Annotated in this window: 17 protein-coding genes; 12 read left to right on the top strand and 5 right to left on the bottom strand. The window is 60.8% G+C overall.

The genetic code is table 11. The features are described 5' to 3' along the window. Together Q8X51_RS26260 and Q8X51_RS26265 are read left to right on the top strand one after the other, a co-directional pair. Complete coding sequence (locus Q8X51_RS26260; RefSeq protein WP_027607629.1) at nt 1–1,359, top strand: DUF1329 domain-containing protein; 1,359 nt, start codon at nt 1–3, stop codon at nt 1,357–1,359. Between the two features lie 160 nt (nt 1,360–1,519). Then, nucleotides 1,520–4,021, top strand: coding sequence for a LuxR C-terminal-related transcriptional regulator (locus tag Q8X51_RS26265; RefSeq protein ID WP_407694731.1), 2,502 nt, complete (start codon nt 1,520–1,522; stop codon nt 4,019–4,021). On the opposite strand, the gene Q8X51_RS26270 is transcribed toward Q8X51_RS26265, so the two are convergent. Continuing rightward, nucleotides 4,018–4,890: a helix-turn-helix domain-containing protein gene (locus Q8X51_RS26270; RefSeq protein WP_407694732.1), complete on the bottom strand. Its 873-nt coding sequence runs from the start codon at nt 4,888–4,890 to the stop codon at nt 4,018–4,020. The genes Q8X51_RS26265 and Q8X51_RS26270 overlap by 4 nt on opposite strands. Nucleotides 4,891–5,028: 138 nt before the next feature. Here Q8X51_RS26270 and Q8X51_RS26275 point away from each other — a divergent pair, with 138 nt between their 5' ends. Then, nucleotides 5,029–5,940, top strand: coding sequence for a DMT family transporter (locus tag Q8X51_RS26275; protein ID WP_065925991.1), 912 nt, complete (start codon nt 5,029–5,031; stop codon nt 5,938–5,940). Between the two features lie 66 nt (nt 5,941–6,006). On the opposite strand, the gene norR is transcribed toward Q8X51_RS26275, so the two are convergent. Further along, nucleotides 6,007–7,551 carry a nitric oxide reductase transcriptional regulator NorR gene (norR, locus tag Q8X51_RS26280; protein WP_065925992.1) on the bottom strand — a complete coding sequence of 515 codons (1,545 nt, stop codon included), beginning with the start codon at nt 7,549–7,551 and terminating at the stop codon, nt 6,007–6,009. 147 nt (nt 7,552–7,698) lie between these two features. On the opposite strand from norR, the gene hmpA reads away from it, so the two are divergent. The 9 genes from hmpA (at nt 7,699) to ptaA (ending at nt 17,256) form a co-directional block, all read left to right on the top strand. Continuing rightward, the gene (gene hmpA, locus Q8X51_RS26285) at nt 7,699–8,880 is read left to right on the top strand and encodes an NO-inducible flavohemoprotein (RefSeq protein WP_065925993.1); all 1,182 of its coding nucleotides are present in this window, start codon (nt 7,699–7,701) and stop codon (nt 8,878–8,880) included. Between the two features lie 198 nt (nt 8,881–9,078). Continuing rightward, complete coding sequence (locus Q8X51_RS26290; protein ID WP_027607623.1) at nt 9,079–9,585, top strand: disulfide bond formation protein B; 507 nt, start codon at nt 9,079–9,081, stop codon at nt 9,583–9,585. 792 nt (nt 9,586–10,377) lie between these two features. Continuing rightward, nucleotides 10,378–11,319 carry a ubiquinol oxidase subunit II gene (cyoA, locus tag Q8X51_RS26295; protein ID WP_027607622.1) on the top strand — a complete coding sequence of 314 codons (942 nt, stop codon included), beginning with the start codon at nt 10,378–10,380 and terminating at the stop codon, nt 11,317–11,319. Between the two features lie 3 nt (nt 11,320–11,322). Next, complete coding sequence (gene cyoB / locus Q8X51_RS26300; RefSeq protein ID WP_407694733.1) at nt 11,323–13,341, top strand: cytochrome o ubiquinol oxidase subunit I; 2,019 nt, start codon at nt 11,323–11,325, stop codon at nt 13,339–13,341. Nucleotides 13,342–13,344: 3 nt separating this feature from the next. Next, nucleotides 13,345–13,971 carry a cytochrome o ubiquinol oxidase subunit III gene (locus tag Q8X51_RS26305; protein WP_010206435.1) on the top strand — a complete coding sequence of 209 codons (627 nt, stop codon included), beginning with the start codon at nt 13,345–13,347 and terminating at the stop codon, nt 13,969–13,971. Then, the gene (gene cyoD / locus Q8X51_RS26310; RefSeq protein ID WP_010206434.1) at nt 13,971–14,312 is read left to right on the top strand and encodes a cytochrome o ubiquinol oxidase subunit IV; all 342 of its coding nucleotides are present in this window, start codon (nt 13,971–13,973) and stop codon (nt 14,310–14,312) included. The genes Q8X51_RS26305 and cyoD overlap by 1 nt, the downstream gene beginning before the upstream one ends. A gap of 11 nt (nt 14,313–14,323) precedes the next feature. Then, entirely contained in the window at nt 14,324–15,211 is an 888-nt protein-coding gene (gene cyoE / locus Q8X51_RS26315; RefSeq protein WP_027607620.1) for a heme o synthase, read from the top strand. A gap of 104 nt (nt 15,212–15,315) precedes the next feature. Beyond that, nucleotides 15,316–16,014, top strand: coding sequence for a 7-cyano-7-deazaguanine synthase QueC (queC, locus tag Q8X51_RS26320; RefSeq protein WP_065925997.1), 699 nt, complete (start codon nt 15,316–15,318; stop codon nt 16,012–16,014). Between the two features lie 159 nt (nt 16,015–16,173). Further along, a complete protein-coding gene (gene ptaA / locus Q8X51_RS26325) occupies nt 16,174–17,256 on the top strand; it encodes a pyoverdine biosynthesis transaminase PtaA (RefSeq protein WP_074847593.1) in 1,083 nt (360 codons plus the stop codon). 50 nt (nt 17,257–17,306) lie between these two features. Here the strand turns inward: ptaA and Q8X51_RS26330 are convergent, their stop codons facing one another. From Q8X51_RS26330 to Q8X51_RS26340, 3 genes are all read right to left on the bottom strand, one after another. Continuing rightward, nucleotides 17,307–18,023: a hypothetical protein gene (locus tag Q8X51_RS26330; RefSeq protein ID WP_065925999.1), complete on the bottom strand. Its 717-nt coding sequence runs from the start codon at nt 18,021–18,023 to the stop codon at nt 17,307–17,309. Between the two features lie 101 nt (nt 18,024–18,124). Next, nucleotides 18,125–19,375, bottom strand: a complete 1,251-nt coding sequence (locus Q8X51_RS26335; protein WP_065947202.1) for a 2-aminoadipate transaminase — start codon at nt 19,373–19,375, stop codon at nt 18,125–18,127. 148 nt (nt 19,376–19,523) lie between these two features. Then, nucleotides 19,524–20,525: a diguanylate cyclase domain-containing protein gene (locus Q8X51_RS26340; protein WP_407694734.1), complete on the bottom strand. Its 1,002-nt coding sequence runs from the start codon at nt 20,523–20,525 to the stop codon at nt 19,524–19,526. Nucleotides 20,526–20,569: the final 44 nt, after the last annotated feature.

Below are 20,569 nucleotides of genomic sequence, written 5' to 3' on the forward strand. Positions count from 1 at the left end.
ATGCGTAAGACAATTGCAGTATTGGCCCTCAGCCTGTTGGCTTCCCACGTGATGGCGGCGGTGTCGCCGGAAGAGGCGGCCAAGCTGGGCACCACCCTGACACCGGTCGGCGCCGAAAAAGCCGGCAACGCCGATGGCTCGATCCCGGCGTGGACCGGCGGTATCCCGAAAAACGCCGGCGCGGTGGACAGCAAGGGCTTCCTCGCAGACCCGTTCGCCAATGAAAAACCGCTGTTCGTGATCACCGCCGCCACGGTGGACAAGTACAAGGACAAACTCTCCGACGGCCAGGTGGCGATGTTCAAGCGCTACCCCGAGACCTACAAGATCCCGGTGTACCCGAGCCACCGTACGGTCAACCTGCCACCGGACATCTACGAGTCGATCAAGCGCAGCGCGCTGAACGTCAAGACGATCAACGACGGCAACGGCCTGGAAAACTTCACCGGTAACCGTTACTACGCGTTCCCGATTCCCAAGAATGGCGTGGAAGTGCTGTGGAACCACATCACCCGCTACCACGGTGGCAACCTGCGCCGCATCATCACCCAGGCCACCCCGCAGACCAATGGCAGCTACACGCCGATCCGCTTCGAGGAGGAAGTGGCGGTGCCCCAGGCGATTCCCGATATCGACCAGGCCAAGGCGGCCAACGTGCTGAGCTATTTCAAGCAATCGGTGACCGCCCCGGCACGCCTGGCGGGTAACGTGCTGCTGGTGCACGAGACCCTCGACCAGGTGAAGGAGCCGCGCCTGGCCTGGATCTACAACGCCGGCCAGCGCCGCGTGCGCCGCGCGCCGCAAGTGTCCTATGACGGCCCGGGCACCGCGTCCGACGGCCTGCGCACCACCGACAATTTCGACATGTTCTCCGGCGCCCCCGACCGCTATGACTGGAAGCTGGTGGGCAAGAAAGAGATGTACATCCCCTACAACAGCTACAAGCTCGATTCGCCGTCGCTCAAATACGACGACATCATCAAGGCCGGTCACATCAACCAGGACCTGACCCGTTACGAACTGCACCGCGTGTGGGAAGTGGTCGGCACGGTCAAACCGAGCGAGCGGCACATCTACGCCAAGCGCCACATGTACATCGACGAAGACAGCTGGCAAGTCGCGCTGGTGGATCACTACGACGGTCGTGGCCAACTGTGGCGCGTCGCCGAAGGCCATGCGCAGTTCTACTACGACCATCAGGTGCCGGCCTACACCGTCGAGACCCTGTACGACATCATTGCCGGGCGCTACATCGCACTCGGCATGAAGAACGAGGAGAAGAGCAGCTTCGTGTTCGGCTTTGCGGCCAAGGCAGCGGACTACACCCCGGCGGCGTTGAGGGCTGAAGGCGTACGCTGATCCCGGATCGAAGCGGGGTCAAAATGTGGGAGGGGGCTTGCCCCCTCCCACTTCTGTGCATGGCCTTCAATCACCCCGCTGAATACTTCTTCAACAACACCCCGTCATAGGACTAGGGTACGCATCAGGTTGCATAACAATAAAAAAGCAGGATGCAGCAATGACTGCCATGACACGCTGCCTGGACCGTCCTGGATTCATGCCCCGGCTGTCCGCTCACCATCTGCTGCGCCCACGCCTGGCCGAGCCGTTGCTGACGGACCAGGCCAGGGTCAAATTACTCTGCGCCCCCGGCGGCAGTGGCAAGAGCGCGCTGCTCGCCGAATGTGCGTTGCAGGCGCCTGCGGGTTGCCAGGTGTACTGGTTGCCGCTCAATGGCGCGGTGCTCAGCCCCCTCGACCTGTGCCTGCGGCTGGCGCAAAACCTGGGCCTGACGTTTACCGATGAAACCACCTTGCTGCTCGACCTCAGCCGCTGGCAGGCCTCGGCGTGGCTGTTCCTCGATGATTTTTGCCGCTTGCCCACGCCCGACACCGACGCCTTGCTCGACCGCCTGCTCACCGCCAGCAGCCCGGCCCTGACCTGGTGGCTGGGCGCGCGGCGGCGACCGACGTGCAACTGGCCGCGCCTGCTGCTCGACGATGAGTTGCTCGAATGTGGCGCCGAACTGGCCTTCAGCCCTGGGGAAATCCAGCAACTGCTCAGCCATGCACCCGGGCATTCGGTCGACAGCGTGCAGCAATTCAGCGCCGGTTGGTGCGCGGGCGTGCGCATCGCCCTGCTGGGGGATGGGCACCCCGACAAGACCTTGCTCGACTACCTGCGACACGAACTGTTCAGCACACTGCCGCCGGAGCTGGCGGAGGCCTGGCGCGTACTGGCTCATCTGCCGCGCTTCAACGCCGGCTTGTGCGAGCACTTGTTCGGCGCGGGGGACGGTGACCAGTACCTGAGGGATCTGCAGGTGCTCGGCGCCTTTATCCAGCCGTGGGAAGACACCGACTGGCTGCAGGTTTTTCCGCCCCTGGCGCAGCTGATGCAAAACGAGCCCTGGCCGGCCAAACGCTCCTGGCATCGCCGCGCCTGCCAATGGTTCTGCGCCGAACAGGACTGGCAGGCCGCCTTCGAACAGGCGCTGCTGGCCGAAGAATATGAAATGGCGGTGAGCCTGTTGCAGCATTTCAGTTTCGAGGACCTGTTCCGCCAGCAGAACGCCGTCTTGCTGTTGCACCTGCATGAGCAACATGGCGATGAGTTGATGCTCGGCTCGGCACAACTGGTGGGGCTGGTGACGGCGGCGTTGCTGTTTGCCGGGCGTTTCGAGCAGGCAGCGGTGTGCATCGATCAACTGGCCCGGTTTGCCCCGCAACCGACGGCGGCGCAACAGCGGTATTTGTTGGCGCGCTGGCAGGCGCAATGGGGCTGGCTGCTGCACCTGGGCGGCGATGCCGAGGGCTCGCGCCTGCATTTTCTGGAGGCGCTGCAAGCCTTGCCCGACAGCGCGTGGACCTCGCGGCTGATGTGCCTGTCTGGCCTGACCCAGCAAGCCTTGTTGCGCGGCGAATTGGACGTGGCCCAAAGCCTGAACCGCGAAGCGCTGTGCCTGGCGCGCGCCCATGGTTCGTTGCTGCTGGAGGCGCTGCTAGAGCTGGATCACGCTCAACTGCTGGAACAGCGCGGGGCACCGTACCGGGCCCAGAGCCTGCTGGAAAATGTACAGGCCATGTTACTTGAACAGCGGCTCAAGGCCGGCCCCTTGGTGGGGCGTATCGCCTTGCGACGCGGGCACCTGGCTTTGCGCCAGGGCCAGGACAGCCTGGCCGCCGAGTGTTTCGACACGGGCTTGAAGATGTGCCTGCACAGCCAGGACAAGCGCGTGCTCTACGGCTTTCTCGGCCTGGCGCTGTTGGCTGCCAACCGTGGCGATTACGCCCAGGCCTTTGTCCAGTTGCGTGAGGCCGAGCGGCTGATGCAGCAACGCCAGGTGCCGGACACGGTGTACCGCGCGGTGCTGCTGTTGGTCAGCGGGCACTTCTGGTTGCAGCAGGGGCGCGCCGAATTGACCGTGGAAGCGGTGCGTCGCGTGCTGCGTCACTTCCGTGGGCCCCAGGGCAAGCAGGCGCCGCCGGCCACCCTGGAACTGATCCCGCGTCTTGAATACCTGTTGGTGCTGGCGGAGGTGAAGCTGGGCTGCGCCGAGCAACCGCTGGAACGGCTCAACGCCTTGCTGCAAGCCATCCATCAGCGCGGCATGCTGTGCCTGGAAATCGAACTGCACCTGGTGCTGGGCGAAGTCGCCTGGCAGCTGGGTGATCAGGCCTTGGCGCGCCGCTCGCTGCAAGCCGGCCTGGAGTTGGCCGGGCGTTGCCAGGTGCAGCAAGCGATTCGCGAACTGCGTCTGCGCGCGCCGGGACTGCTGAGTGAGCTGGGCCTGGAACCTCAGGCATCAACCCCCGGCACGGTGGAAAACCCCTTGAGCCAGCGCGAACTGGAAGTGCTGCAACTGATCGCCCTCGGCAGTTCCAACCTGGAGATCGCCGACCGGCTGTTTATCTCCCTGCACACCGTCAAGACCCACGCGCGGCGCATTCACAGCAAGCTCGGCGTAGAGCGGCGTACCCAGGCGGTGGCCAAGGCCAAGACCTTGGGCCTGATGGTTTAGATGAACGCCTGACGGTATTCGCCGGGCGTGGCGCCCATGGCCTGGCGGAAGCGATGGGTAAAGTGGCTGGCGCTGGAAAAACCGCACAGCAGGGCAATCTCGCCCAACGGCAGGGCGCCGCCACGCAGCAGGTTTTGCGCGCGTGTCAGCCGGCGCGCCAGCAGGTACTGATGGGGCGGCAGTCCGAAGCTTTGGCGAAACATCCGTGCGAAATGGTACTCCGACAACGCACACAACCCAGCCAGTTGCCCAAGGCTGATGGGCTCCTCCAAGTGCTGGTCGATGTAGTCCACCAGCAACCGTCGTTGGTAGGCGGCCAGCCCGCCTTTCAACCGCAGGCCTTCGCGGGCGCCCACCTGGCTGAGCAGGGTGTGGCTGAGCATTTCATGGGCGAGGCTGCTGGTAAGCAGGCGTTCGGCGGGCTCGTGCCAGTTGAGGGCGATCAGTTGGTGGAAGCGTTGGGCCAGGCGCTGGTCTTCCAGAAAGGTACTTTCCCGCAGCTCCAGCGTGCGCGGTTCGCGGTCAAGCAGGGTGACGCAGCCCAGGGCAAATTGCTCCGGGCTGAAATACACGTGGGCCAGGCGGATCTCACCGTTGATCACCCAGGCCGATTGGTGCTCGGCAGGCAGGATGCACAGCTTGTCGGGGCCGCCCTTGGTGCCCGGCCGGTCACGCCGAAACGTGCCGGTGCCGCCACCGACATAGCAGGACAAGGTGTGATGGCTGGGCGCCTGGTAGTCCTGGGAATCATGATGGTTGCTCCACAAGGCCGCGCACAAGCCGTCACCGAGCTCGGCGCAGGCTTCCAGGCGTGCGTTGGGCGAGCGGTTAAGGGCTTGGAAGACTTGCAGGGATTCCAGGTCTGGCATGGTGTGTGTTCTCCGACGCCTTGCATCCTACTCCGCGAGGCTGGCGCTGTGATCCCATCGCCCGACAAAAGCGCAAGATTGTGCAAGAGCCTTGCCCGGGTTGAAGGCGACACTGTGGCTCAATCGATGGAGCCCGCTATGAACCTTTCCCTGTATTTACTCACCGTGCTGATCTGGGGCACCACCTGGATCGCCCTCAAATGGCAATTGGGCGTGGTGGCGATTCCCGTGTCCATCGTCTACCGCTTCGGCCTGGCGGCCCTGGTGTTGTTTGCGTTGCTGCTGGTCAGTCGCAAGTTGCAGGTGATGAATCGGCGTGGGCACCTTATCTGCCTGGCCCAGGGGTTGTGCCTGTTCTGTGTCAACTTCATGTGTTTTCTCACCGCCAGCCAATGGATCCCCAGCGGCCTGGTGGCGGTGGTGTTTTCCACGGCCACGCTGTGGAATGCGCTGAACGCCCGGGTGTTTTTCGGCCAGCGGGTGGCACGCACTGTGTTGATGGGAGGCGGCCTCGGGCTGGCGGGCTTGGGCCTGCTGTTCTGGCCGGAACTGGTGGGGCATACCGCCAGCCCGCAGACCTTGCTGGGGTTGGGGTTGGCGTTGCTGGGGACGATGTGTTTCTCGGCGGGCAATATGCTCTCGAGCCTGCAGCAGAAGGCCGGTCTGAGGCCGCTGACCACGAATGCCTGGGGCATGTTGTATGGTTCGTTGATGCTGGCGACCTACTGCGTGGTGCGCGGTATTCCGTTTGAGATGGACTGGAGCGCACGGTACATCGGTGCGTTGTGGTACCTGGTGATTCCGGGTTCGGTGATCGGGTTTACCGCGTACCTGACCTTGGTCGGGCGCATGGGGCCGGAGCGTGCGGCGTATTGCACGGTGCTGTTCCCGGTGGTGGCGCTGAATGTGTCGGCGTTTGCCGAAGGCTACCAGTGGACCGCGCCGGCGTTGGCGGGGTTGGTACTGGTGATGCTGGGGAATGTGTTGGTGTTTCGTAAGCCCAAGGTGGCTCAGCCGGTGAATCCGATCCTCCAGGCAAAGCAGGTCTAGTGTGGGAGGAGGCAAGCCCCCCTCCCACATTTCCTGCATTTCTCACATTTGACCGAGTTGTCTGGTTTATTTGAGCCCTAAACGCTTGGCCATCCGGCCGAGGTTGGCGCGGTCCAGGCCCAGTTCGCGGGCGGCGCTGGCCCAGTTGTGCTGGTGGCGTTCCAGGCAGGCGTTGATGACTTGGCGCTGGTAGTGCTCGGTGGCCTGGCGCAGGTCACCGGTGACGGCCAGGGCTGCTTCTGCCGGTGCTTCGATCACCGGCGTGCTGACGTCGGGCAAATCCAGGTCCTGGGCACTCAGGCTCAGAATCTTCGGGCGTTCGCGACAGTTACCCAGTGCCTTCAACGCACTGCGCCCGATCAAATGCTCCAGCTCCCGCACATTGCCCGGCCAGTTATAGGCCAGCAGCGCCGCCTGGGCATCGCTGGTCAGGCGCAGGCTGCCCAGGCCCATGCGTGAGCGGTTCTGCTCGAGGAAGAAGCCGGCCAGCAGCAACACATCACGCCCGCGCTCGCGCAGGGCCGGCACTTGCAGCGGGTACACGCTCAGGCGGTGGTAGAAGTCGGCGCGGTAGCGGCCGTTGCGCACTTCATCGGCGAGGTCGCGGTTGGTGGCGGCGATCAGGCGCACATCCACCTGGTGTTCCTTGTCCGAGCCCAGGCGCTGCAACTGGCCGCTTTGCAGCACCCGCAGCAGCTTGGCCTGCACGCTCAGGGACAACTCGCCCACTTCGTCCAGAAACAGCGTGCCGCCATTGGCCAGCTCGAACTTGCCGCGCCGTTCATTCAGCGCGCCGGTGAAGGCGCCACGCACATGGCCGAACAACTCGCTTTCCACCAGGGTTTCCGGCAGGGCCGCGCAGTTGAGGCTGATCAGTGGTTTGTCCGCGCGGGACGACGCCGCGTGAATGGCCTGGGCCACCAGTTCCTTGCCAACCCCGGTTTCGCCGGTGATCAGTACCGTGAGGTCGCTGCCACCCACCAGCTTGATTTCCTCCACCAGGCGCTTGTGGGTTTTACTCTGGCCGATCATTTCCTTGTGCTGCTGGCCGCTGGCCTGGCGGTAGATTTCGGCCCGCTGGTGTTCGTCTTCGGCCCGCAGGGCCAGGCGTTCGATGCGTTCGGCAACATTCACCGTTGCGGCAGCGAGGCTGGCGAAGGCTTGCAGGGCGTCCAGTTCCACGCGTTCGAAGCGTTCGGTGTCCAGCGCGTCCAGGGTCAACAGGCCCCAGGGCAGATCGTCGACAAACAGCGGGCAGCCCATGCAGTCGTGGACTTCCAGGTGGCCGTGCACGCCATCGACCAGGCCGTCGTAGGGATCGGGCAATTCGCTGTCACTGTCAAAGCGTGTGGGCCCAGGGCTGCTGAGCAGCACGGCGAAGCGCGGATGTTCGCTGACCTTGAAGCGGCGGCCCAGGGTGTCTGCGCTCAAGCCATCCACCGCCAGCGGCACCAGCGATTCGCCGTCCAGGCGCAGCAGGGCGGCCGCATCACACGGCAACAGGGCGCGCATGGCTTGCAGCAGGCGTCGATAGCGTTCGCCTTCGGGCAGTTCCCGCGACAGGTCGGCGACCAGCGGCAGCAGGGTGGTGAGCAGTGAGTGTGCAGTCATAATGACTCCTTGTGGTCCGTATGACTATAAGGTGTAGGAGGTCATACTGACTACATATCGCTCAAGCTATTGAAATTAAATGATTTATTAGTTGGCATGAATACTGAGTAGCTAAGAGCAATCAGTAAAGAAGCCCAGGAGGCTCCCATGCTTAGTGCCCAAGACCGTGCCATCGTCAAATCCACCGTGCCCCTGCTGGAAAGCGGCGGCGAAGCGCTGATCACCCATTTCTACCGCATGATGCTCTCCGAGTACCCTGAGGTTCGCCCGCTGTTCAACCAGGCCCACCAGGCCAGCGGTGACCAGCCCCGGGCCCTGGCCAATGGCGTATTGATGTACGCGCGGCATATCGACCAGCTCGACCAACTGGGCGACCTCGTGGCGAAGATCATCAACAAGCACGTCGCCTTGCAGATCCTGCCGGAGCATTACCCGATCGTGGGCGCTTGCCTGCTGCGGGCGATTTCCGAGGTGCTGGGCAGTGAGATCGCCACCCCTGAGGTGATGAATGCCTGGGGCGCCGCGTACGGCCAACTGGCGGATATCCTGATCGGTGCCGAGGCCGCTATCTATACAGAGAAAGCCCAGGCCCCCGGCGGCTGGCGCGGTGCGCGGGCGTTTACCCTGGTCAAGCGTGTGGAGGAGAGCGCCGAGATCACTTCCTTCTATTTCGCGCCGGCGGACAACGGGGCGATCCTCGCTGCCGCGCCGGGCCAATACATCGGCATGAAGCTGGTGCTGGACGGTGAGGAAGTGCGCCGCAATTATTCACTGTCGGCGCTGAGTGATGCAGGTCAGTACCGCATCAGCGTCAAGCGCGAGGCCGGTGGGCGGGTTTCCAACTACCTGCATGACCAGTTGCAGGTCGGTGCGACGATTGACCTGTTTCCACCATCGGGCGAGTTCACCCTGGCGGCCAGCGATAAGCCGTTGGTGCTGATCAGCGGCGGGGTAGGGATCACCCCGACCTTGCCGATGCTGGAGGCTGCGCTGGCCACCGAGCGTCCGGTGCACTTTATCCACTGCGCGCGTAATGGCGGGGTGCATGCGTTCCGCGATTGGGTGGATGCACTGGCGGCCAAGCACCCGCAGCTCAAGCGCTTTTATTGCTATGCCGAGGACGACGGCGTGAGCCCTGCGGCGGATAAGGTCGGCCTGCTGAGCCAGGAGCAACTGGCCGCATGGTTGCCGAAGCAGCGTGACCTGGACGCGTACTTCCTCGGCCCCAAAGGTTTCATGGCGGCGATCAAGCGCCACCTCAAGGCCCTGGGCGTACCCGAGAAACAAAGCCGCTACGAATTCTTCGGCCCGGCTGCCGCGTTGGAGTAACCGCCTTTGGGGGAGTAGGAAGCTTCAAGCCGCAAGCTTCAAGTAAAGGCCGCATCGAAGCCCGCTTTTTACTTGAGGCTTGCAGCTTGCAGCCTGTCGCTATCCCCCAATTAATCCCCTGTTAACCCCTCTCTGTTTAAACCACTCTCTGTGTGTAAACTTGCGGCCATTGGCACAACCAAACAAAGGGATACGGGGATGAGTGACGAATTGCGTTTAGGCAGGGAGCGGCGCTTTCTGGTGTTGCTGGGCATCATCTGCCTGGCGCTGATCGGTGGGGCGTTGTACATGCAGGTGGTGTTGGGCGAGGCGCCGTGCCCGTTGTGCATCCTGCAACGCTATGCCTTGCTGTTGATTGCGATCTTCGCGTTCATCGGTGCCGCCATGCGCACCAAGGGCGCCCTCACGCTGTTCGAAGGCCTGGTGGTACTCAGCGCTCTCGGTGGGGTGGCCGCGGCCGGTCACCATGTGTACACCCAGTTCTTCCCGCAGGTGAGCTGCGGCGTCGATGTACTGCAACCTATCGTCGACGACCTGCCCCTGGCCAAGGTCTTCCCACTGGGCTTCCAGGTCGACGGCTTCTGCAGCACCCCTTACCCGCCGGTGCTCGGCCTGTCCCTGGCGCAATGGGCACTGGTGGCGTTCGTGCTGACGGTCATCCTGGTGCCCCTGGGCATCTATCGCAATCGCCGCCACAAAGGCTGAACCCATCAGTGAAACGCCCCGGTCTTTCTTCAAGGAAGGCCGGGGCGTTTTTGCATGTAGGCTTTTGTGAACAGAGCGTGACGCCGGACAATTTTGGGTGCGCGCAATGTGCGACATGTTGTCACACGGAAGCCGCCGCAGGACGTTTCTGACCTGCCAAACCCGCGCTTAAATTTGCAAAAAACCTCCAGGATGTGCTGTCAGTTCGTGGTTTGGACGCCGCCACGTACCTCACGTCGTACAAGGCTTTGAGTGATGTCCGAATGCCTTGTTTTATGGGGGGTTGCATAGGTTTTGCAGGCCCTTACGGGGTGTAAGGGCTGTGACGGTTTGCCCTATAACACGGCAATTTTTGTGGTTTTTGTTGAGAATCGAACGCGATAAGATCGCGAACCATTGCAATATTGGTGAAGGATTATTGCTGTAATCGATAAAAATTATTTCTTTATAAGACATGGTTTATACATCGCTAGCTAACTACAATCGCCCGCACTGAATGTCCGGTGCTGCTCAATCTTTGAGCACTGGAGCGGTCGAGGGGCAGATGGACGGCTCTGTGCGACCCCAAGGTTCCGGCAGCCTTTCAACTATCCGCACCAAAGGGAATTGGTCTGTAACAAGGCCTTTAACCACGAAATCGAATAAGAACTCACCGCAGGCTCGTGAAGCGTACCTATATGACGTGACGGGCAGGCTCTTATTCAATCGAAGAGAAATGCCAACCCTTGGCAGGGTGAAGTGTTGGCGATCAAAACCCAACTGCATTGCGCAAGCTGCTTTAGAGGTCGTGAGATGAGTAAAAACAGGTACCCCCGATTACTAGGCTTTTTGCCGCTGCTTGGCATGATGTTAATGCTGGGAGGCTGCAAGTGGACCTTGATGGACCCAAAAGGACAGATCGGTCTGGATCAACGAAACCTGATCATCACTGCCACCCTGCTGATGCTGTTGGTCGTGGTGCCTGTGATCATCATGACCTTTGCCTTCGCCTGGAAATACCGCGCGTCGAACACCAGCGCGACCTACGCGCCTAAGTGGTCGCACTCCACCAAGATCGAAATCGCGGTGTGGCTGGTCCCGATCCTCATCATCATCGCCCTGGGTTACATCACCTATAAGTCGACCCACGAGCTGGACCCATACCGTCCGCTGGAGTCCGACGTCAAGCCGATCAACATCGAAGTGGTCGCGCTGGACTGGAAGTGGCTGTTCATCTACCCGGACCTGGGTATCGCCACGGTTAACCAGATTCGCTTCCCTGAGAACACCCCGCTTAACTTCCGGATCACCTCCGACGCCGTGATGAACTCGTTCTTCATCCCTGCCCTGGGCGGTCAGATCTACGCGATGGCAGGCATGCAGACCCGACTGCACCTGATCGCCAACGAAAAAGCTGAAATGGAAGGCATCTCCGCGAACTACAGCGGCGCTGGCTTCACCGGCATGAAATTCAAAGCGATCTCGACGAGCCAGGAAGATTTCAACGCCTGGGTAGCCGAAGTCAAGGCCGCACCTAAACAGCTTGATCAAGCTGAATACGACGCCCTGACCAAACCAAGCCAGAACAACCCTGTCGCCCTGTACTCCGCGTATGAGCCGAACCTGTTTCAGAAAATCGTCGACAAGTACGAAGGTATGAAGCCAGGCAAGCCGGTCAAGCACGAGAAGAAAGAAGTGGCCGCGGTTGAAGGTTCTGACACGGGCTCGCATTCAACTGCTGGGGCAGAGGAGTAAACGATGTTTGGTAAATTAAGTTGGGATGCGGTCCCGTTCCACGAGCCGATTGTGATGATTACCATCGCCATGATCGCGCTGGGTGGTCTGGCACTGTTTGCAGCAATCACTTATTTCAAGAAGTGGACCTACCTGTGGACCGAGTGGCTGACGTCGGTCGACCACAAGAAAATCGGCGTGATGTACATCATCGTTGCCATGGTCATGCTGCTGCGTGGTTTTGCCGACGCCATCATGATGCGTACCCAGTTGGCCATGGCCACTGAAGGTTCGCCTGGCTACCTGCCGCCTGAACACTATGACCAGATCTTCACCGCCCACGGTGTGATCATGATCATCTTCATGGCGATGCCTTTCTTCACCGGCCTGATGAACCTTGCAGTGCCGCTGCAGATCGGTGCGCGTGACGTTGCCTACCCGTTCCTGAACTCCCTGAGCTTCTGGCTGCTGGTTTCCGGCGTGGTGCTGATCAACGTGTCCCTGGGTGTCGGCGAATTCGCCAAGACCGGTTGGGTTGCGTATCCGCCATTGTCGGGCATCCAGTACAGCCCTGGCGTGGGTGTGGACTACTACATCTGGGCGCTACAGTTATCAGGACTCGGGACGACGCTGACGGGGGTCAACTTCCTGGCCACCGTCCTGAAAATGCGCGCCCCTGGCATGAAACTGATGGACATGCCGATCTTCACCTGGACCTGCACCTGGGCCAACGTCCTGATCGTGGCTTCGTTCCCGATCCTGGCCGCTACCATGGCGCTGCTGTCGCTTGACCGTTACCTGGATTTCCACATTTTCACCAATGAACTTGGTGGCAATCCAATGATGTACGTGAACCTGTTCTGGGCATGGGGTCACCCTGAGGTGTACATCCTGATCCTGCCAGCGTTCGGTATCTTCTCCGAAGTGATCTCGACCTTTACCGGCAAGCGCCTGTTCGGTCACCACTCGATGGTCTACGCATCGGGCGCAATCTCCGTACTGGGCTTCATGGTGTGGCTGCACCACTTCTTCACCATGGGTTCGGGGGCCAGCGTCAACGCCTTCTTCGGCCTGGCGACGATGCTGATTTCCATCCCGACGGGGGTGAAGCTATTCAACTGGCTGTTCACCATCTACCACGGCCGTCTGCGTATCACCAGCCAGGTCCTGTGGACCCTGGGCTTCATGGTGACCTTCGCCATCGGCGGCATGACCGGCGTACTGCTGGCCATCCCGGGTGCTGACTTCGTACTGCACAACAGCCTGTTCGTGATCGCTCACTTCCACAACGTGATCATCGGTGGTGCTGTATTCGGCTACATCGCTGGTTTCAGCTTCTACTTCCCGAAAGCGTTCGGCTTCAAGCTGCACGAAGGTTGGGGCAAGGCTGCATTCTGGTTCTGGATCTCGGGCTTCTTCGTTGCGTTCATGCCGCTCTATGCACTGGGCTTCATGGGCATGACCCGTCGTCTGAACGCCACTACCAACCCTGAGTGGGTGCCGTACCTGTACGTCGCCATGTTCGGTGCAATCATGATCGCTGTGGGTATCGCCTGCCAGTTGATCCAACTGTACGTGAGCATCCGTGACCGTAAGCAGAACGCTTGCGAATCCGGCGACCCATGGAATGGCCACACCCTGGAATGGTCGACCTCGTCGCCACCACCGTTCTACAACTTCGCGGTGATCCCGACTGCGAACACCATCGATGCGTTCACCGAAGCCAAGGAAGACGGTACTGCGTACCAGCAACCTAAGCACTACGAACCGATCCACATGCCAAGCAACACCGCCACTGGCGTGGTGATGGGTGCGCTGTTGACCGTGTTCGGTTTCGCGATGATCTGGCACATCTGGTGGCTGGCAATCGTGAGCCTGGTGGGCACCATCGGCTACTTCATTGTCCACGCAGCACGTGATGATCAAGGCTACATGGTGCCGGTCGAAACGATCGAGCGCATCGAAGCCGAGCAGCACGCTCGCCTGGTCGCCGAGAAGAAAATCCCGGCCAACCGTGTAGAAAACTCGTTGGAACAGGCTTAAACCATGTCGAACTTAGTGACCAATGCTGGACACGCCCATGTCGATGACCATGGGCACGATGACCATCACCACGACTCGGGGCCGATGACCGTTTTCGGTTTCTGGCTCTACCTGATGACCGACTGCATCTTGTTTGCGTCGATCTTCGCGGTGTACGCGGTACTGGTAAACAACGTAGCGGGTGGCCCGTCGGGCCACGACATCTTCGAACTGCCTTACGTGCTCGGCGAAACCGCCTTGCTGTTGTTCAGTTCGATCACCTACGGCTTCGCCATGTTGGCCTTCTACAAGGGCAACAAGAAAGGCGTCCTGAGCTGGTTGGCACTGACCTTCCTGTTCGGCCTGGGCTTCATCGGCATGGAGATCAACGAGTTCCACCTGCTGATCTCCGAAGGCTACGGCCCGCACCGTTCCGGCTTCCTGTCGGCGTTCTTCACGCTGGTAGGTACCCACGGTCTGCACGTAACGGCCGGCCTGCTGTGGATGGCGGTGATGATGTATCAGGTCAATAAACACGGCCTGACCAACACCAACAAGACTCGCCTGAGCTGCCTGAGCCTGTTCTGGCACTTCCTGGACGTGGTCTGGATCTGCGTCTTCACCGTTGTTTACCTGATGGGGACTCTGTAATGGCTAATGCACACTCCCATGACCATGACAGCCATGATGCGAGCCACGGCAGCGTTAAGTCGTACGCCATCGGCTTCATCCTGTCGGTAATCCTGACGCTTATCCCGTTCGGTCTGGTGATGTACCCGACCCTGCCGAAGTCGATCACCTTGATGATCGTGTTGGCGTTCGCAGTGATTCAGGTGCTGGTTCACCTGGTGTACTTCCTGCACCTGGATCGCTCGAAAGAGCAGCGCGATAACGTGATTGCGTTTGTGTTCGCAGGTCTTGTGATCCTGCTGCTGGTTGGCCTGTCGATATGGATCATGTTCAGCATCCATACGTTCATGATGGCGAAGTGAGGTAAGACCCGATGTCGCTTAAGCACTTTATCCAAATCACCAAACCGGGGATCATTTTCGGTAACGTGCTTTCTGTGGCGGGCGGTTTCTTCCTGGCCTCCAAGGGACATGTCGATCTGGCCATCTTCCTGGCTGCGATGATCGGTACGTCCCTGGTGGTAGCTTCCGGTTGTGTGTTCAACAACTGCATCGACCGTGACATCGATATCAAGATGGAGCGCACCAAGAATCGCGTGCTGGTCCAGGGCCTGATCTCCCTGAAACTGGCGCTGATCTTCGCGACCGTCCTGGGTGTTGCCGGTGTGGCCCTGTTGTACCAGGTGGCCAACCCGTTGGCGGCGTTGTTTGCCGTGATCGGTTTTGTCATCTACGTCGGCCTCTACAGCCTGTACCTCAAGCGCAAGTCGGTGCACGGCACGCTGGTGGGCAGTCTGTCGGGGGCGATGCCGCCGGTGATTGGTTATGTGGCTGTGACCAATAGCTTCGACATGGCTGCGCTGGTGCTGCTGGTGATGTTCAGCCTGTGGCAGATGCCGCATTCCTACGCCATCGCGATCTTCCGCTTCAACGACTACCTGGCTGCTTCGATTCCGGTGTTGCCGGTCAAGCGTGGCATCCAGGTCGCCAAGAAACACATCCTGCTCTACATCCTGGCCTTCCTCGTGGCGACCTTGATGTTGACCTTCAGTGGCTACGCCGGCATGAGCTACCTTGCCGTCGCCGCCGCCATGGGCATGTACTGGTTGTACATGGCCTGGACCGGCTACAAGGCGGTGGACGACACCGTCTGGGCGCGCAAGCTGTTCGTGTTCTCGATCTTCACCATCACCGCGCTGAGCGTGATGATGTCCCTGGATTTCCAAGTACCGAAAGAGCTGTTGCTGACCTACGCCCACTGAGTGTCTGAGTAATAAAAAGGCCCCGCCTTCGAAAGAAGCGCGGGGTTTTTTATTGAGTGACCTTTAAACTACGACCAAACCCTACCCCTGCAGGAAGCAAAGTGATGAGTAAAAAAGCCGTTATGGTGTTCAGTGGCGGTCAGGATTCGACGACCTGCCTGATCCAGGCGCTGCCGCTGTATGACGAAGTGCACTGCATCACCTTCGATTACGGTCAGCGCCATGTCGCGGAAATCGAAGTCGCCCGGAAGCTGGCCAAGCAACTGGGGGCCACCGTTCACAAAGTGATGGACGTGTCGCTGCTCAACGAACTGGCGATCAGCAGCCTGACCCGCGACAACATTCCAGTGCCGACCGTGAACAGCTCCGGCGAAAGCCTGCCGAGCACCTTCGTGCCGGGCCGCAATATTCTGTTTTTAACCCTGGCGGCTATCTACGCGTATCAGGTCAAGGCCGGGACGGTCATCACCGGCGTGTGTGAAACCGACTTCTCCGGCTACCCCGATTGCCGCGATGAGTTCGTCAAAGCCTTGAACCAGGCGCTCAAGCTGGGCATGGAGTACGACGTACGCCTGGAAACCCCGTTGATGTGGCTGAACAAGGCTGAGACCTGGGCACTGGCGGATTACCACCGGCAACTGGACCTGGTCCGCGAGCAGACACTGACCTGCTACAACGGCATTATCGGCACCGGCTGTGGCGAATGCGATGCGTGCAACCTGCGTGCACGTGGCTTGAATGACTACCTGCAGAACAAGGCAGTGGTCATGCAGAGCCTGAAGCAGAAATTGCAGCTGAACTGACCCCAATACGTAGCAGACCCTGGCCAGAAAAAAGCCCCGTCTTCGCAAGTCGTACGGGTTTTTTTATGGCGGGTCGGTTAAATCATTTGTTCCTTGTCTCGTCATACCCTTCTATACGAGCTGTGCGAATTCCTCACCCGTCTACAAGGAGTAGTCACCATGGTCAGCGTTAGTCGTCGATCCCTTCTCGCTCTTGGCGCCGCCCTGCCTTTGCTCGGGCGCCTGGATTGGGCGCTCGCCGCACCCGCGCCGACCAAGGCTGACAAGGTACTGCTCAACTACAACGAAAGCCCCTACGGGCCTTCGACGGCGGCCCGCGAAGCGATGCAGCGCGGCATCGCGACAGCCGGGCGGTATCCGTACAAACATATGTACGCCTTGGCCGGCTTGTTTGCCCAGCAGCACGGGATTGCCGAAGAGCAGGTGGCGGTGTTCGCCGGCTCCATGGCCGCGCTGCGCTACGCGGTGCTGGCGTTCACCAGCGAAACCCGCGGCCTGGTGATGGCCACGCCGTCCTACGAAGTACCGCGCCAGGCCGCCGAGTCCCGTAAGGCGCCGGTGCGCGAAGTGGACCTTGACGCCGACCACGCCCACGACGTTCCCGCCATGCTCGCCGCCGATCCCCAGGCGGGGATGCTCTATGTCTGCAATCCCAACAATCCGACGGGCACCATCACCTCCACCGAGGCTATTCGCCAGGCGCTGGCGAACAAGCCCAAAGGCAGCGTATTGGTGGTGGACGAGGCCTACATCGACTTCGCCGACACCCCAAGCGTGGTGAGCTGGGTCAAGGACCATGACGACCTGTTGGTGTTGCGCACCTTCTCGAAAATCTACGGTATGGCCGGCGCCCGTCTGGGCCTGGCGATCGGCCACCCGGCGCTGCTGGAACGGCTGGCGGTGTTCGGCGGTGACAATGTCCCGGCGGGTTCCTCCCTGCTCGGCGGCATCGCCAGCCTGGAAGACGTGAAGCTGCTGCCACAACGCAAGGCGCTCAATGCCCAGCTGCGCGATGAAACAATCACCTGGCTCAAGGGCCGTGGCTTCACCTGCACGGCGTCCCAGGCCAACTGCTTCATGATCGATGTGAAGCAACCGGCCGAGCAGGTCATCGACAAGCTTGCCGCACAGGGCGTGTTCATCGGGCGGGTGTGGAAAAACTGGCCGCAGTGGGTGCGCGTGACGGTGGGGAACAAGCGGGAGATGGAGCGGTTTCGCGAGGTGTTTGCGGCGACGGTCTAACGCCGATGTGGGAGGGGGGCTTTCTCCCTCCCACATTCAGTTCAGGGGTGTCACTGCTGCGCGATGCTGTAGCCCTCAAACGCCGTCTGCTGTTGCAGCGCAGTAATCACGCTCTTGCGGCTCAGCGGCTGTTCGACGCCGGCGTTATCCACAAAGCTTTCAACCTCCAACTCGGCTTCGTCGCCTTCGCCTACAAAGCTGAAGCCCAGGAACTCAAACGCCTCACGGTCGACGTTCAACCGCGAGCGTGGCGTGCGCAGCGGCAGGGTGACGCTGATGCCGTCCTTGCTGATCACAAACACTTCGGCTTCTTTCTTGGGGCGAGCGGCCTTACCTTTGCCGGCGCTTGGGTTGCTGATGGCCTGGTGAGACTGGTTCAGCACTTTGAGGGCCAGCCCGTAGACCAGCTCCTGAAACTCTGGATCATCCTTGAAGCTCGACAGGATGCGGCTGATGGAGAACTTGCCGCTCAGGTCTTCAAGGGCGAGGTTGTCAGCGGCTTCGGCGTCCTTGAGCTGCTTGAGCTGGCCCATCAGGTCGTAGGCCTTGTCGTCGTCGAAGGCGTCGTGGGCCTGACGAATGGCCACGCGCAGTTCGCGGATCTGGTCGCTTTCCTTGGAGGTGTGAAAGGCGTCCAGCACCATCTCGCTGATGATCTTGGCGGCTGGCACATGCTGTGAAAGATTGATGGCGTTTTCGTATTCAGCCTTGGCGTGCAAGGCGACTACGGATTCTTCGGCGGAGTGTTCGGTGTAAGAATCGGACATTGAAATTTCACTACTTCAGTAAACGGAAGACAAAAAAGCGTCGCGCATTTTCAGCGGGGAGGGGGATCAGGTCAAGGCTGCCGACCGGCGAATGCAGGGCGTCAAACCAACTGCTTCAGGCACGCCTGGAGAATATCCAGTCCTTCTTCCAGCACCGCAGGCTCGATGGTCAGCGGTGCCAGCAAGCGCACGATGTGCCGCGACTTGCCGCTGGGCATCAACAACAGCCCGGCGTCTCGCGCCAGGCTCAGCAATTGGCTCAGTTGCCGGGGCGCGGGCGTGCCGTCGGCGTTGGCCAGTTCGATGCCGCGCATGGCACCGACGCCGGTCAGGCGGCCCAGGTACGGCGACAGGTGCTGCGAACGCCAGGCGGCATAGCGGCCAACGATCGCTTCTTCCTGTTGCGAGCCCCAGACCTGCAAGTGTTCATCCGTCATCGCATCGAGGGTGGCCAATGCTGCCGCGCAAGCGATGGGGTTACCCGAGTAAGTACCACCGAGGCCGCCTTTGGGCAGGTTGTCCATCAAGGCCTTGCGCCCGACCACCGCGCCCAGCGGCACGCCGCCGGCGATGCTTTTGCCCAGCAGGATCAGATCCGGTTCGATGCCCAGGCGTGAGAAGGCGAAACGCTGTCCGGTGCGACCGAAGCCCGACTGGATTTCATCGGCAATCAACAGGATGTTGTGTTCATCGCAAAAGCGCCGCAGGGCGTGGGCAAACTCGATATCCAGCGCCAGGAAACCGCCTTCGCCCTGCACCGGCTCGATGATGAAACAGGCGACGTCACCGACGTCGATTTCCACGCTGAACAAGCGGTCCATGGCTTTCAGCGCTTCAGCGCAGCCCACGCCGTTATCAGCGCTGGGGTAGGGCAGGTGATACACCGGGCCGGGCAGGACGCCGACCTTCTGTTTGTAGGGCGCCACCTTGCCATTGAGGTTGAGGGTGGCCAGGGTGCGGCCGTGGAAGGCTCCGTCAAAGGCGATCACCGCCGTGCGGCCGGTGGCGCCGCGCACGATCTTCAAGGCGTTTTCTGCCGCTTCCGCACCGCTGTTGGTGAGCATGCCGCTGACGGGGTAGTCCACCGGGATAAACCCGGCCAGGCGATCCATCAGTTCGATGTAGGGTGTGTGCGGTGCAGCGTTGAACGCATAGTGGGTCAACTTCGTCGCCTGTTCACGAATCGCCGCCACCACGCCCGGGTGGCAATGGCCAAGGTTGAGCACGCCGATCCCGCCGACAAAATCGATATAGCGTTTGCCCGTGGTGTCCCAGACCTCGGCGTTGCTGCCATGGCTGAGGCTGATGGGATGAACGATGGAAATCGACTGGCTGATGGTTTCGCGGCTCATGACTCTCGGACTCGGCAGTGGCGGGCGTGCTTTTATCTAAGCCGTGGGCCAGGCCCTGCCGCAAACGAAATAAAGTCGCCGGGTCATTCCAAATCGGAAGAGCTGTTGCCAAAAGCTCGTTTTTGGCAACGCCGTAGCCCCGTCGATGCTACGCCGACACCCCATCCTTGCCCGCCGCCTTGGCGCGATACAACGCCTGGTCGGCACGCGTCATAAGCGCGCTGGGGGATTCATCCATACGGCGCTCGGCCACGCCCACGCTCAGGGTGACGTGGAGGCCGCCGCGCATCGGGATCTTGCGCATCTTTTGGCAGATTTTCTCGGCCAGCTCCCTGGCGGTTTCCAGTGCGCTTTTGGGCAGGACCGCGATGAACTCATCGCCACCCCAGCGGGCGAGCAGATCGCCTGGGCGCAGGCAGCTTTCCAGGCATTCCACTACCTGCAAAAGGGTTTGGTCGCCCATGCCGTGACCATGCTGGTCATTGATCGGCTTGAAGTCATCGATATCCATCGCAATCAATGCCAGCGGCAGGCGAAAACGCTGGGCGCGGTCGCACTCTTCCAGCAGGACTTTTTCCAGGCGGTAGCGGTTGGCAACGAGGGTCAGGGCATCCCGTTCGGCCAGGGAGCGATTTTCGTCCAGCTGCAATTGCAACTGTTGATTGACTCGCGACAGTTCGCGCGTGCGCTCGGCCACCAGCGCCTCAAGGGATTGGTTGCGCCGCTCCAGCTGTTCGACGGAGCACTTGCGTATATGAATATCGCGATGGGCGCCGACCATCCGCGCCACCGAGCCATCGGGGTTACGGGCAATCACGTAGCCCCGGTCTTCGATCCACAGGTAGCTGCCATCTTTTTTGCGGCAACGGTATTCGATTTGATAATGGGGGGCGCGACGGTGGATGTAGTCATCGAACAGCGTCATCACGTGGGGGTAGTCTTCCGGGTGGATGACGGTCTCCCAGGTGAACACGCTGTTTTCCAGGGAGTGGCGGGGGTAGCCCAGCATTTCGTACCAGCCTGGGTTGCGGTAGACGAACCCGGTATTGGCGTTCCAGTCCCAGATCCCGTCGCTGACCAGCTCCAGCACGGTATGCAGCATGTCGGCATTGAGGTGGGAGAAATTGCCGTTGTCGGAGATATCGTCCATCTGCGCGCTCCTTGCATGGGCTGGCGTCCAAGGCCAGTCATATT

Source organism: Pseudomonas sp. Yb2C2, assembly GCF_052112325.1.
Classification (GTDB): domain Bacteria; phylum Pseudomonadota; class Gammaproteobacteria; order Pseudomonadales; family Pseudomonadaceae; genus Aquipseudomonas; species Aquipseudomonas marginalis.

Excerpts from the sequence above, each read along its gene's own strand:
- Q8X51_RS26260 (WP_027607629.1), top strand. The coding sequence starts at position 1 with ATGCGTAAGACAATTGCAGTATTGGCCCTCAGCCTGTTGGCTTCCCAC.
- Q8X51_RS26265 (WP_407694731.1), top strand. The coding sequence starts at position 1,520 with ATGACTGCCATGACACGCTGCCTGGACCGTCCTGGATTCATGCCCCGG.
- Q8X51_RS26270 (WP_407694732.1), bottom strand. The coding sequence starts at position 4,890 with ATGCCAGACCTGGAATCCCTGCAAGTCTTCCAAGCCCTTAACCGCTCG.
- Q8X51_RS26275 (WP_065925991.1), top strand. The coding sequence starts at position 5,029 with ATGAACCTTTCCCTGTATTTACTCACCGTGCTGATCTGGGGCACCACC.
- norR (WP_065925992.1), bottom strand. The coding sequence starts at position 7,551 with ATGACTGCACACTCACTGCTCACCACCCTGCTGCCGCTGGTCGCCGAC.
- hmpA (WP_065925993.1), top strand. The coding sequence starts at position 7,699 with ATGCTTAGTGCCCAAGACCGTGCCATCGTCAAATCCACCGTGCCCCTG.
- Q8X51_RS26290 (WP_027607623.1), top strand. The coding sequence starts at position 9,079 with ATGAGTGACGAATTGCGTTTAGGCAGGGAGCGGCGCTTTCTGGTGTTG.
- cyoA (WP_027607622.1), top strand. The coding sequence starts at position 10,378 with ATGAGTAAAAACAGGTACCCCCGATTACTAGGCTTTTTGCCGCTGCTT.
- cyoB (WP_407694733.1), top strand. The coding sequence starts at position 11,323 with ATGTTTGGTAAATTAAGTTGGGATGCGGTCCCGTTCCACGAGCCGATT.
- Q8X51_RS26305 (WP_010206435.1), top strand. The coding sequence starts at position 13,345 with ATGTCGAACTTAGTGACCAATGCTGGACACGCCCATGTCGATGACCAT.
- cyoD (WP_010206434.1), top strand. The coding sequence starts at position 13,971 with ATGGCTAATGCACACTCCCATGACCATGACAGCCATGATGCGAGCCAC.
- cyoE (WP_027607620.1), top strand. The coding sequence starts at position 14,324 with ATGTCGCTTAAGCACTTTATCCAAATCACCAAACCGGGGATCATTTTC.
- queC (WP_065925997.1), top strand. The coding sequence starts at position 15,316 with ATGAGTAAAAAAGCCGTTATGGTGTTCAGTGGCGGTCAGGATTCGACG.
- ptaA (WP_074847593.1), top strand. The coding sequence starts at position 16,174 with ATGGTCAGCGTTAGTCGTCGATCCCTTCTCGCTCTTGGCGCCGCCCTG.
- Q8X51_RS26330 (WP_065925999.1), bottom strand. The coding sequence starts at position 18,023 with ATGTCCGATTCTTACACCGAACACTCCGCCGAAGAATCCGTAGTCGCC.
- Q8X51_RS26335 (WP_065947202.1), bottom strand. The coding sequence starts at position 19,375 with ATGAGCCGCGAAACCATCAGCCAGTCGATTTCCATCGTTCATCCCATC.
- Q8X51_RS26340 (WP_407694734.1), bottom strand. The coding sequence starts at position 20,525 with ATGGACGATATCTCCGACAACGGCAATTTCTCCCACCTCAATGCCGAC.